We start from the raw sequence: 12,442 nt of genomic DNA on the forward strand, positions 1-12,442 counted from the left end.
GCGATACGAAATGGCCGGGAGCGATCCCGGCCATTTTTGTTTGGTGCGTTATCTCCCCGCCCCCAGCCCCAGCGCGTCGACCATCACGCGAAACACTTCGGTGTTGTCCATCGAGCCGTGGACGCGCTCGCTGCCCGGCCCGGTCGCGGTGAGGATGACATCCTCGCCGGAATGCACGCTGGCGCCGATCATCGCCGGCAGGTTGCCGAAGCGCAGCGCGACGCCGGGAACGTCCTTGTATTTGTCGTTGGCCTTGAAGGTGTCGGGCTGATCGCCCTTCACGGTCGGCTCGTTCGGATCGTCGAGCTTCGGGCGGAACGTCTCGTAATGGTCCGGCAGGCTGGCCGAGAAGATCGCGAGCCGCCGGCTGACATCGACGCGTGACGGATAACCCTCCGCGTCGGGCGCCGGGTAGTTCGGGAAGCCGGCCTTGTCGTAGACGCCGACGCGCTCGCGCAGCGGCACGTTGGGTACAGCAGTCATGTCGTCATTGATCGTGCCGACCAGGCTGTTCGGATGGTTGTGGTCGGCGACGACCAGGATCAGCGTGTCGTCGTTGCGCGCCTTGGCCCAGTCCGTCGCCAGCCGCACCGCATTGTCGAGCATGATGGTGTCATAGACCGCGCGCTCCATGTCGAGCAGATGGGCGTATTTGTCGATCAGGCCGGACTCGACCATCAGGAAGAAACCAGACTCGTGCTTCGACAGAACCGTGAGCGCCGCCTGGACCTGTTCGGTCAGGTCGGGCTGCTCGGGGAATTTCTTGACGCCGCCGCCCTTGAGAAATTTGCGGTCGAGCACGCCGTCCATGTTGCCGGTGGCGAACAAGCCGAGCAACTGCCGCGTCGCCGGCCGTGCGGCGAGCGCATTGAGCTCGCTTGCGGTGGTGGCGACCGGATAGCCGGCGTCGCGGAAACGCGCGAGATAGTCGATGTCATCCTTGCGTTTCGATCCCGCGGCGGATTGCGGCAGGAAGTTCGCGGCGCCGCCGCCCATCAGCACGTCCGGCTTCGCGCCGAAATATTGCGCGACGATCGCATCATAGGCGGCGCGGCGGCGGGTATGCGCGACCATCGCCGCTGGGGTCGCGTCCTCGACCTCGGTGTTGGTGACGATGCCGACGGCGAGCCCGGCCCGCTTGGCAAGGCTCGCGATGGTCTCGACCCTGGGGTCGTCGAGCGGATCGGGCGTGCGATCGGCATACACACCGAGCGCATTGACCGCGGCCTTGTGGCCGGTGGCGTAGGCGCTCGCGGCATTCGCCGAGTCGGTGATGATCGAATCCGAGCCTGCGGTCGCCACCAGCGCCATGTGCGGCATGTCGTCGATGGCGAGCTTGCCGCGGCTCTTGCCTTCCACGATTCCCTTGGAGAGGATTCGCGCCGCGACGCGATGCGCCGGCGACATCCCGTCGCCGATGAACAGGATCACGTTCTTCGCCTTGCGCGGCCCGGTGTCGTAGACGGTCCAGGTCACCGTGCGGCCCTGCGTGCCGTCGCTGACTTCGACGGTGACCGGGCCGGGCTTGGCGATCGAGACGTCGCGCATCAGCAACGCCGACTGGTCCCGGCCCGCTTCACGCACGGTGAACGTGCCGGCCTGACCGAACACCGCGGCATAGTCCGCGCCGTTCAGCGTCACCTTCAGCCGGGCTTGATCGACGACGCCGGGAAGTTCGACCTTGAAGTCGAACTTGGCGCCGACGAGGATATCGGCGCGATCGATCGGATAGATGGTCTGGGCGAGCGCCGACGCTGCCGACAACACCAGCGTGACGGCCACGCCGGCCAATGACTTGATCATGATCGATGCTCCGCCCCTTGCGCACAATGCGCGCCGGGGCGGAGGCTAGCGGCGGCGGATGACGCCGCAATGAGCCGGCGCCGGGACGTATTGCCGCAAGCGCGGGGGTCAGCGCGCGATCTGCTGCGGATCGTAGAAGAAGCGCTCCTCGACCAGCTCCTCGCCGCGCCAGGTCTGCCAGGCGACCTCCTCCATGCTGCGGACCTTGCCGTCCTTGCCGGTAAATTCGAAGCGCCAGCAGATCGCCGAATGATCGCCGTCGAGCAACAGCGGTCCGAGCCGCGTGGTCTTCACACTGGAGACCGCGGCCAGCACCGCCGCCTCGCGCGCCGCCAGCGCCTCGCGGCCGACGCGCCATTCGCCGTCGTTCTCCTGGGTGCGTGCATCGGCGGTATAGAAGTTCCTGATCGCGCCGACATGGTCGTTGGCTTCGACCGTGTCAGCGAAGGCTTGCAGCGTCTTGAGCGAAGGCATCGGGCAATCTCCGTTTACCGACTGATAGTCGGTATTTATCGACTGATAGTCGGTAAGTCAACTGGCGCCAATCCGGAACCTGGGCTAGACATTCACCATGGCAACCCAGGCCGAACGGCGCGAGAAGACCAGAGCCGCCATCGTCAAGGCGGCGCGGCGCATTTTTGGCGAGCGCGGCTTTGCGGCTGCGACGATGGACGACATCGCCAGTGGCGCGCGCGTCGCCAAGGGCGCGGTCTATCATCACTTCGCGACCAAGGAGGCGGTGTTCGAGGCGGTGTTCGAGCAGGTGTCGATGGACCTCGTCGCCGATCTCGACCGCATCTCGCGCGCCGAGAACGATCCGCTCGCGGCGATGGCGGCGGGAACGCAGGGCTATTTCGCGGCGTGCTCAAAAGGCCCGACCGGCCAGATCATCTTGCGCGATGGCCCGGCCGTGCTCGGCTGGGAACGCTGGCGCGAGATCGACGCCAAGCATTTCGGCGGCAAATTTCCGCGCGCGCTGGCGGCGGCGATGGATGCCGGCGTGATCGCCAAGCAGCCGATCGAGCCCCTGGCGCGGCTGCTGCTCGGCGCGGTGACGGAAGCGGCGGTTGCGGTGTCCGCCGGGTCCGATATCGGCAAGAGCGGCACCGATTACGCGCGCGCGTTTCGATCGCTGCTGGATGCGCTCAGGGTGAAGTAGCCGAACTCTCTCCCCGCGTCGTCCCGGCGAAGGCCGGGACGACGAGGTGACAGAGCGCCGCCTCAATCCTTGTCGTTCTCGAGCCGGAAGATCTGCGAGCCTTCGCCGCTCGAGAGCAGGCCGGTCTTGTTGTAGAGGCCGAGCTTGGCGCGGGTATCGGCGATGTCCAAATTGCGCATCGTCAGCTGGCCGATGCGATCGGCCGGCGAGAAGGCGGCGTCCTCGACCTTCTCCATGCTGAGGCGCTCCGGCGCATAGGTCAGGTTCGGGCTCTCGGTGTTGAGGATGGAGTAGTCGTTGCCGCGGCGCAGCTCGAGCGTCACCTCGCCGGTGACGGCGCGCGCCACCCAGCGCTGTGCGGTCTCGCGCAGCATCAGCGCCTGCGAATCGAACCAGCGGCCCTGGTACAGCAGCCGGCCGAGCCGCATGCCGCTGATGCGGTACTGCTCGATGGTATCCTCGTTGTGGATGCCGGTGACCAGCCGCTCATAGGCGATGTGCAGCAGCGCCATGCCGGGCGCCTCGTAAATGCCGCGGCTCTTGGCCTCGATGATGCGGTTCTCGATCTGGTCGCTCATGCCGAGGCCATGGCGGCCACCGATCGCGTTGGCCTCGAGAACCAGCGCAACCGGATCGGCGAACGTCTTGCCGTTCAGCGCGATCGGCTGGCCCTCCTCGAAGCGCACCACGACCTTCTCGGGCTTGACGTCGCAATCGGCGCGCCAGAACGGTACGCCCATGATCGGATTGACGATGGTGATGCCGCTCGCGAGGCTCTCGAGATCCTTGGCCTCATGAGTCGCGCCGAGCAAATTGCTGTCGGTCGAATAGGCCTTCTCCGCGCTCATCTTGTAGGCAAAGCCCTGCGCGGTCATGAACGCCGACATCTCGGCGCGGCCGCCGAGCTCGTCGATGAACTGCTGGTCGAGCCAGGGCTTGTAGATGCGCAGGCTCGGGTTGGTCAGCAGGCCGTAGCGATAGAAGCGCTCGATGTCGTTGCCCTTGTAAGTCGAGCCGTCGCCCCAGATGTTGACGCCGTCCTCCTGCATCGCCGCGACCAGCATCGTGCCGGTCACCGCGCGGCCGAGCGGGGTGGTGTTGAAATAGGTGATGCCGCCGGTCGAGATGTGGAACGCGCCGGACTGGATCGCGGCGATGCCCTCATGCACCAGCTGGGTGCGGCAATCGACCAGGCGGGCCTTCTCGGCGCCGAAATCCATCGCCTTGCGCGGGATCGCGTCGTAATCGGCCTCGTCGGGCTGGCCGAGATTGGCGGTGTAGGCGAAGACCTTGGCGCCCTTCAGCTTCATCCAGAGCAGCGCCGCTGACGTGTCGAGCCCGCCCGAGAACGCGATGCCGACTTTCTCGCCGGTGGGCAGGCTTTTCAGAATCGTACTCATGGGACGGTCCAATCGGTCGAAATCAGGATGATTACGCTGGGCGAATATCAAATTTCCGGTGCCTGGGCACGCCTTTAATCAGGCTTCCGGCTGGCTCGGCTTCGCTTGGCCGCCCCGGCGCCAGCGCTGCATCAGCCGGTAGCCGGGCATCGCCAGCCGCGTCAACGCGGCATCGACCTGGGCGTCGGTCAGCCGGGTCGAGGCCCAGCGGTAGATCAGCGCATAGAACAGCCAGACGGTGAAGAACGACACCAGGCCGGCGATCGCCACATCGGTGAAAAAGTGCCCGCCAAAGGCCATGCGAAGCCCACTGGTAACGATGCCGAATACGGTCGCCCCGGCAAAGGCCAGCGGCCGCCAGGCAGGCGGCGTCAGCGCCGCCGGCGCATAGGTCCAGAACGCGGTGGCGCCCTCGCCTGAGAAGAACGAGCAGTTGCGCGGGCAGCCGCCGCGCGGGTCCCACCACGGCATGAATTGCAGATCGCCACCGAACTGCGTCACGAACACCGGCCGCGGCCGGCCCCAATAGTTCTTGAAGGTGAGGTTGGTGAGGACGCCGGCCGAGAGCAGCATCGTGGTCAGCAGGAACACCGCGGCTCGGCCCGACATCAGCATCGGCCGATCCGGCCGGATGAATTTCCAGACGATGGTCACGATCGCCGGCAGCACCAGCGCCCAGGCGATCCACATCGCCGCATCGCGCGCGAACGACGCCACCGCGTCGAGCTTCACGGGGAAGGTGTTTTCCGCGGCATCGTAGAACAGCGCCGCGAGCTTCAGGTCGAGCTCGGGATAGACCCCGAACAGGATGCCGATGATGAGCGCGAGCGCCAGCGCGATAAAAAGTCCGGTCCGGTTCATGGCGCGCGGTTTAGCCGAGGCGGCGGGGCATGAAAAGTGCGTCGGCTTGCCTTACCCTCCCCTGGAGGGGGAGGGTCGGCTCACGTTGAGCGGAGCGAAGCGTGAGCCGGGGTGGGGTGAAGGTGTCTCCGCCTCTGCACCGCCCGAGTTGAGAGATCACCCCACCCCGCTGCGCATGGCGCTCCGCTCCATGCGCAACGACCCTCCCCCTCCAGGGGAGGGTGAGAGCCGTCATCACGGCCGCGGCGATTGCGACGGCAAGGGCGGCGGTGGCAACGGGCGCGGCGGCTCGCGCCAGGCGCCGGCGGTGCGGCCGGCGATCAGCCAGTAGACCAAGCCCGCGACGATGCCGGCACCGGTCATGATCTCCATGTGCCGGCGCACGATGCCGTGGAATTGCATCATCTCGGGATCGAACGGAACGAGGCCCAGATAGCAGGCCGCGCCGACGATCGCGCCGCCGACCGCGTAGGCCAGCACGCTCCGGATGAAGAACGCCTCGGTGATCAGCACCACGATCAGCGCGGGCAGCAGCGCAAAGCCGGAAATGAAGATGAAGCCGAAGCCGAGCACGACGTTAATCGCACTCTGATCGATCTGCCCGCCGAAATCGCTGAGCTCGGGATACAGCACCGCGACGACCACGATGACCCCGGCCACAAAGCAGGCCATCAGGAAGCCGAAGGCAACGACGAACAGGCGGCCGATCAGGGCCATGTCAGAAACTCTCCGTCATTGCGAGGAGCGATAGCGACGAAGCAATCCATGGTTCAGCAAGTTCGGACATGGATTGCTTCGCTTCGCTCGCAATGACGTCGCGGAGAGCGTGTTCGCTCACAACGCTCAATCCGTCATCGCCATCGCGCGCAGCGCCTGGCGCTCGCGGGCGGAGAGCTTTTCGGTCTCCGACTTGAGCTGACCGCAGGCGGCGAGGATGTCGCGGCCGCGCGGCGTGCGCACCGGCGAGGAATAGCCGGCGTTGAAGATGTACTCGGAGAATTTCTCGATCTGCTCCCAGTCCGAGCACTCGTAGGCGGTGCCCGGCCATGGATTGAACGGGATCAGGTTGATCTTGGCCGGAATGCCCTTGAGCAGCTTCACCAGCAGCTTGGCGTCGTCGAGCGAATCGTTGACACCCTTGAGCATCACATATTCGAAGGTGATGCGCCGCGCGTTCGAGGCGCCGGGATAATCGCGGCAGGCCTGCAGCAATTCCTTGATCGGATATTTCCGGTTCAGCGGCACTAGTTCGTTGCGCAGCTCGTCGCGCACCGCATGCAGCGAGATCGCGAGCATCACGCCGATCTCCTCGCCGGTGCGCTGGATGTTCGGCACCACGCCCGAGGTCGACAGCGTGATGCGGCGGCGGGAAATGCCGATGCCTTCATTGTCGCCGACGATCAGCAGCGCATCGCGCACCGCGTCGAAATTGTAGAGCGGCTCGCCCATCCCCATCATCACGATGTTGGTGACGCGCCGCGTGCCGTCCTCGCGGTCGGCCCAGTCATTCAGCCGGTCGCGCGCCACCATCACCTGGCCGACGATCTCGCCGGCGGTGAGGTTGCGCACCAGCCGTTGCGTGCCGGTGTGGCAGAACGAGCAGTTCAGCGTGCAGCCGACCTGCGAGGAAACGCACAGCGTGCCGCGATCGGTCTCGGGGATGTAGACGCACTCGACCTCGTGCGGCCGCTCGACCTTGTCGCCGCTCGGCAGCCGCAACAGCCATTTGCGCGTGCCGTCATTGGAGATCTGCTCGGCGACCACCTCGGGACGGTCGACGGTAAAATGCTTCTCGAGCTCGGCGCGCATGTCCTTAGAGACGTTGGTCATCTCGCCGAAGTTCTTGGCGCCGCGGAAATACATCCAGTTCCAGAGCTGCTGGGTGCGCATCTTGCGCTGCGCGGCCTGCACGCCGATCTCGCCCAAGCGATCGGCGATCTCGGCGCGCGACAGCCCGATCAGCGACGGCTTGGCCGGCGGCACATAGGTCTCGAGCGGAACCTTTTCGACCAGCGCGCTGGCGCCGGACACTGCATGGGTGGTCACGGGGTCGGTCATGAAACCTCAAATAGGCCTTCCAGCCGGTGCTGGAAAGCCGCCAAATGCCTCAAATTTCACGTCTATGGGCCGGTCTTAACGCCGGCAGTCCTGCCCAAGCCGGTCGAGCGCCTGCGCCAGGCCCTTCAGCGAGAAGCTGTCGATCGTCTCGGTGCCCTTCGCCGAGACGGCTTTTACCGTCAGATCGGCCGATTTGCGCATGGCTTCCACCATCCGCTCCTCCTCGGCCGCATTCTTGATCCAGAGGCCGTCGCCCTGGGTGTACATCGCATAGGTCCCGCCGCCGACCTGGAGCGTCGATTCCGAGCCCGGCTTCACGCTGTAGCCGATCATGATCGAGACTTCGTTGACGACCTTCTCGGCCGGGCGGGTCGAGATGAAGGCATAGGCCGGATCGCGCGGCCGGTTCGGCGGGTTGGTCTTCGACGACGACGGCTTGGCGAGCGCAAAGCACACCTTCTTGCCGTTGGGCGATGCGGTATAGGCGCCCCAAGTCCCGAATTGGCCGATCAGCGTCGGTTCCGCACCGCCGGCCGCAGCCGCGGCGGCCGAAGGCGCCGGCTTGGCCGCGTCCTTCGCCGCGTCCTTCTTGGGTGCAGCCTGCGCCGGCGCGAGGGAGATGATCCCGCACACGACACAAACAGCCAGTGATGTCAGAATTTGCCGCACGGCCAACTGGTTCCCCCATCATTGTGACTGGAAGATGGCTCGGCGATTCCCCTCCGCCGGCTTGGATGGATAACCGGGAAACGCTTTTTTGGGAAGGCAGTTGGGTCCGGGGCGCGCGCGCCGGCGACAGCCGTGCGCGCATCGATTGCTACTCAGTGCTTGGTATCGTTGATCACCCCTTGGCGCGCGCGGCGCGCTGGCTCTCCCATTGGGCATCGGTCCATTGCAGCAGGTCCTCGGCACCGGAACTGCGCAAATGCGCGCCGCCGTCCTGCACCACCATCTCGCCATTGATGTAGCCGCCCTGATCCGAGATCAGGAAGGTGGCGAGATTGGCCAACTCGGAATGCTCGCCGGCGCGGCCGAGCGGATTGCGATGCGACCAGGTCTCGCCGCGCGCTTCGGGACGCAACTGTCCGGTCGCACCCGGCGTCGGGAACGCGCCGGGCGCGATCGCCACAGTGCGGATACCTTTCGGGCCCCACTCGACGGCAAGGCTCTTGGTCATCGCCAGCACCGCGGTCTTGGCCATCGACGACGGCACCGTGAAGGCGCGGCCGGTGATGGTCGAGGTCGAGAGGATCGAGAGCACCACACCCTTGTGCTTGCCTTCGATCCAGCGGCGGCCGGCCGCAAGCGTGCAGTACATCGTGCCATGCAGCGTCGGCGCGAGGATCGCGTCCGCGGCACGGAATGACAAATGTTCGCTCTGCGCAATAAAGGTTGCGGCAGCATTGTTGACGAGTACGTCGATCGGCGCGTCCTGCCAGACCTGATCCATCATCGCCTCGACCGCGGCGCCGTCGCGGATATCGCAGCGCGCGGTCGACACCTTGGCGCCGAGCTCGCTGCGGAATTTTGCTGCGGTTTCCTCGAGCAGCCCCTCGCGACGCCCGCAGATGATCAGTTCTGCACCGAGTTCGGCAAAGCGGGCGCCCATCGCCGCGCCGAGACCGGAGCCGCCGCCGGTGATCAGGATGCGCTTTTTGGCTAGCAGGCCTTTTTCAAACATAGTTTGATCCCTCCGCACTGTATTGTCGCTCCGCCGCAAATCCGGCATGAAGCTTGTAGTCCAAGATCTTGCAGCTCTTTCTGCGTCCGAAACTCAGGTGTGTCCATGAAAGCCATCCTCTGCTCGCAATACTGTCAACCCGACGATCTCGTGCTGGCTGACGTGCCCGATCCGGTGGCGGGTCCCGGCGAAGCCGTGATCGCGATCAAGGCGGCGGCGCTGAACTTCTTCGACATCCTGATGATCCAGGGCAAGTACCAGATCAAGCCGCCGTTCCCGTTCTCGCCGGCCGCCGAAGTCGCCGGCGTGATCGAGAGCGTCGGCGCCGGTGTCACCGATCTGAAGGTCGGCGATCGCGTCGTTGCGTCATGCGGTCACAACGGCGCGCGCGACAAGATCGCGCTGCCGGCGAATACGATCGTGAAGATTCCCGACAATCTCGATTACGACCGCGCCGCCGGCATCATCATCATCTACGGCACCGCGCTGCATGCGCTGGAAGATCGCGCGAGCCCGAAGCCGGGCGACACGCTCGCGGTGCTGGGCGCCGCCGGCGGCACCGGCCTCGCCGCGTGCGAACTCGGCAAGTTGATGGGTCTGAAGGTGATTGCCTGCGCATCGTCGGACGAGAAGCTCGCATTCGCCAAGCAGCACGGCGCCGAGCTGACGCTGAACTACGCCAAGGAAGATCTGAAGGAGGGCCTGCGCAAGCTGACCAACGGCAAGGGCGCCGACATCGTGTTCGATCCGGTCGGCGGCTCCTATGCCGAGGCTGCGCTGCGCTCGACCGCATGGGAAGGCCGCTTCCTGGTGATCGGCTTTGCCGCCGGCGACATCCCGAAGATCCCGCTCAACCTCGCACTGCTCAAGGGCTGCGACATCCGCGGCGTGTTCTGGGGCGCGTGGGCGCGGCTGAACCCGGAGAAGAACCGCAAGAACCTCGAGAAGCTCGTGCAGTGGACCGCGGAAGGCAAGATCTCCTCGCATGTCGACCGCACCTTCCCGCTGTCGCAGACCGCGGAAGCCCTGAAGGTGCTCGCCGGCCGCAAGGCGATGGGCAAGGTGATCCTACATCCGGGAAGTTGAGCGGGGCGACCGCGCGTCGCCTTTCACCGTCACCCTGAGGAGCGCGTAGCGCGTCTCGAAGGGTCGACGGCCACCGGCGGGGCCGTGCATCCTTCGAGGCTCGCAAGAGCTCGCACCTCAGGATGACGGGTCGTGAAAGTTCGTAGCCCAGATGGAGCGCAGCGAAATCCGGGATGCATCATAACCTCCCCTTGAAAAAGGGGAGGTTGCTTTGCTCGCCAGAGCAAAGCGGGTCGGGATCTGCTCTCTCGACTTGCAGCGGAGTCCGCGGCTGACCCCCATCTCGACTTTCCCCCTTACGGGAAAAAGCAGAACGCAGACCTCACTCCTTCGTCGGCACTCCACGCTTCGGCGCTTCAGCGCAACGCGAACAGACCTTGTGAGTTGGCGCGCGCTGCCGCAATCAAACCCAAATTTCTCCCGATTCGCAGCGACCGAGGCCGCTTTTTGGGCCCAATCGCAAGGCGATTAAGAACCTGTAATGGGCGCTCAGGTACCCCAATAAGAATAACAACCAGACACCAGAGATGCCCGATTGTTGCGTCATAGTATCGGGGAAACATCATCATGGTGGGGAATCCAACACACGTTCACGGCAACGATCCGCCGCGCGGCGCGGTCAACGCGGATATCAACGATCCCGAATTTGCACCTTATCGCTACCGGCGACCACATCGGGCAGCCATCGACATCGGCGCGGACGAACCTGCCCCGCTTTTTCTTTCAAGCGAAATCGACGACGCGGATTGGCACGGGCGCACCACGATTCCACGTTCACGCCTCCGCACCGGTCTGCTGACAATTTCGGCCGGCGCACTTGTCGCGGCTGCGGTGGTCGGGCTGTGGTCCATCGGCAGCGTGCGCGACGCGGTCCTGAGCGCCAAGGCCGCGCTGGTCGGCGTCTCGCCGATCGAGGCCCGCGCAGAAATCGCGGATGCGGTTCGCGGCGTGGCCACCGAGGTGTCGCCCGCCACTACAACCCCGCCGTCACGCGCGCAGATCGCGGCCGCCTACCAGGAAGCGATCAAGAGCGAAGTCGTTGCGCACGAAACGCCCGTGGCTGCGCCGATCGAGCCACCACCACCGGCGGCGCCACCGGCAAGACGCCTCGATCCGGATGACGTCGCAGGCCTCCTGAAGCGCGCCAACAGCCTGCTTGCGATCGGCGACATCGTATCGGCGCGGCTCCTGCTCGAGCGGGCCGCGGATGCGCAGGACGCGGACGCGGCGCTGTTGCTGGCTCGCACCTACGATCCCGACGTGCTGGGGACCTTGGACAAGCGGAGCATCACGCCCGATCCGGAGACCGCACGCCTCTGGTATCGCAAGGCCGCCGAACTCGGCTCGCAGCCCGCACAGCAACGCCTCGCGCAATTGCAAAACTAGGCTCATCTCGAGGGACACATGCGACGCTTGTTTGGATTGGTACTTTTCGCAGGCATGATGATTTGGGGCCTGGCGGCACGGGCTGAGCAGACCGAATTCGACCCGGCCAAGGTCAGCGACAGCCTGAAGGCGATCTTTCAGTTCGGCTCGGTAGGCACCAAGCAGAGCCTCAACGCCAACACGGTCACGCTGATCTCCGGCACGATCGGCGGCACCTATGTTCAGTTCGGCGCCGATCTCGCCTCCGTGCTCGACGATGGCAATAAATTGCGCATTCTGCCGATCGTCGGGCGCGGCTCGGTGCAGAGCGTCGCCGACATCCTGTTTCTGCAGGGAGTCGATCTCGGCATCGTTCGATCTGACACGCTCGACTATCTCGAGCGGAAGGGCATCGCGAAAGACATCAAGAAGCAGTTCACCTACGTGACCAAGCTCTATAACGAAGAGATGCACGTGATCGCGTCGAAATCGATCCGTAATCTCAGGGAGCTTGAGGGCAAGACCGTCAGCGTCGACCTTCCCAATGGCGGCACCTTCGTCACCGCACTGACCGTGTTCGAGCGGCTCGGAATGAAGCCGAAGGTCGTCTATGTCGAGCAGCGCATCGCGCTGGAGAAATTGAAGGCCGGCGAAATCGACGCGGTAATCGTCTGTGGCGGCAAGCCTTACAAGTCCGTGAGCGGCTTCAAGGACGACCGGTTCCACCTGGTGCCGGTCAACTACGAGAAACCGTTGCAGGACGACTATCTGCCGGCGAGCCTGTCGGCCAAGGACTATCCCAACCTGATTTCGGGCGAGGAGCGCGTCGACACGATCGCCGTTCCTGCCGTGCTTGCGGCCTACAACTGGGCACCGAAGACGGAGCGCTACAACAAGCTGGCCAATTTCGTGGATGCATTCTTCACAAAATTTCCGACGTTCCAGAACCCGCCGTTCCATCCGAAGTGGCGGGGGGGCTCGCTGTCGGCGCCACTGCCGGGGTGGCAACGCCTGCCGGTAGCCCAGCAA

Annotated in this window: 12 protein-coding genes; 4 read left to right on the forward strand and 8 right to left on the reverse strand. The window is 65.0% G+C overall.

Annotated features, from left to right (window positions below; genetic code table 11):
• Window positions 1-48: 48 nt before the first annotated feature.
• Both BraRD5C2_RS21090 and BraRD5C2_RS21095 read right to left on the reverse strand, forming a co-directional pair.
• A complete protein-coding gene (locus BraRD5C2_RS21090; RefSeq protein ID WP_223971046.1) occupies window positions 49-1,803 on the reverse strand; it encodes an alkaline phosphatase in 1,755 nt (584 codons plus the stop codon).
• A gap of 108 nt (window positions 1,804-1,911) precedes the next feature.
• On the reverse strand, window positions 1,912-2,277 hold the full coding sequence (locus BraRD5C2_RS21095) for a nuclear transport factor 2 family protein (protein ID WP_223971048.1): 366 nt from the start codon (window positions 2,275-2,277) through the stop codon (window positions 1,912-1,914).
• 97 nt (window positions 2,278-2,374) lie between these two features.
• Here BraRD5C2_RS21095 and BraRD5C2_RS21100 point away from each other — a divergent pair, with 97 nt between their 5' ends.
• Window positions 2,375-2,962, forward strand: coding sequence for a TetR/AcrR family transcriptional regulator (locus BraRD5C2_RS21100; protein WP_223971050.1), 588 nt, complete (start codon window positions 2,375-2,377; stop codon window positions 2,960-2,962).
• Window positions 2,963-3,024: 62 nt separating this feature from the next.
• Here BraRD5C2_RS21100 and argG read toward each other — a convergent pair whose 3' ends face one another.
• The 6 genes from argG to BraRD5C2_RS21130 all read right to left on the reverse strand — a co-directional run bounded on the left by argG (window position 3,025) and on the right by BraRD5C2_RS21130 (window position 8,962).
• On the reverse strand, window positions 3,025-4,362 hold the full coding sequence (gene argG / locus BraRD5C2_RS21105) for an argininosuccinate synthase (protein WP_223971053.1): 1,338 nt from the start codon (window positions 4,360-4,362) through the stop codon (window positions 3,025-3,027).
• Between the two features lie 78 nt (window positions 4,363-4,440).
• The gene (locus BraRD5C2_RS21110) at window positions 4,441-5,223 is read right to left on the reverse strand and encodes a phosphatase PAP2 family protein (RefSeq protein ID WP_223971056.1); all 783 of its coding nucleotides are present in this window, start codon (window positions 5,221-5,223) and stop codon (window positions 4,441-4,443) included.
• A gap of 234 nt (window positions 5,224-5,457) precedes the next feature.
• Complete coding sequence (locus tag BraRD5C2_RS21115) at window positions 5,458-5,940, reverse strand: hypothetical protein (RefSeq protein ID WP_223971061.1); 483 nt, start codon at window positions 5,938-5,940, stop codon at window positions 5,458-5,460.
• 126 nt (window positions 5,941-6,066) lie between these two features.
• Window positions 6,067-7,281: a dual-specificity RNA methyltransferase RlmN gene (rlmN, locus tag BraRD5C2_RS21120; protein WP_223971062.1), complete on the reverse strand. Its 1,215-nt coding sequence runs from the start codon at window positions 7,279-7,281 to the stop codon at window positions 6,067-6,069.
• Between the two features lie 75 nt (window positions 7,282-7,356).
• Complete coding sequence (locus BraRD5C2_RS21125; RefSeq protein ID WP_223971063.1) at window positions 7,357-7,914, reverse strand: invasion associated locus B family protein; 558 nt, start codon at window positions 7,912-7,914, stop codon at window positions 7,357-7,359.
• 208 nt (window positions 7,915-8,122) lie between these two features.
• Window positions 8,123-8,962, reverse strand: a complete 840-nt coding sequence (locus BraRD5C2_RS21130) for an SDR family oxidoreductase (protein ID WP_223971064.1) — start codon at window positions 8,960-8,962, stop codon at window positions 8,123-8,125.
• Between the two features lie 105 nt (window positions 8,963-9,067).
• Between BraRD5C2_RS21130 and BraRD5C2_RS21135 the strand changes: the two genes are divergently transcribed.
• The 3 genes from BraRD5C2_RS21135 to BraRD5C2_RS21145 form a co-directional block, all read left to right on the forward strand.
• Window positions 9,068-10,048 carry an NADPH:quinone oxidoreductase family protein gene (locus tag BraRD5C2_RS21135; RefSeq protein WP_207834062.1) on the forward strand — a complete coding sequence of 327 codons (981 nt, stop codon included), beginning with the start codon at window positions 9,068-9,070 and terminating at the stop codon, window positions 10,046-10,048.
• 567 nt (window positions 10,049-10,615) lie between these two features.
• Window positions 10,616-11,434, forward strand: coding sequence for a hypothetical protein (locus BraRD5C2_RS21140; protein WP_223971066.1), 819 nt, complete (start codon window positions 10,616-10,618; stop codon window positions 11,432-11,434).
• An 18-nt stretch (window positions 11,435-11,452) separates the two neighbouring features.
• Window positions 11,453-12,442: TAXI family TRAP transporter solute-binding subunit (locus BraRD5C2_RS21145; RefSeq protein ID WP_223971068.1), on the forward strand; the 990-nt coding region annotated here is incomplete at its 3' end.

The sequence above is a fragment of the Bradyrhizobium sp. RD5-C2 genome (genome assembly GCF_019972155.1).
Taxonomy (GTDB): domain Bacteria; phylum Pseudomonadota; class Alphaproteobacteria; order Rhizobiales; family Xanthobacteraceae; genus Bradyrhizobium.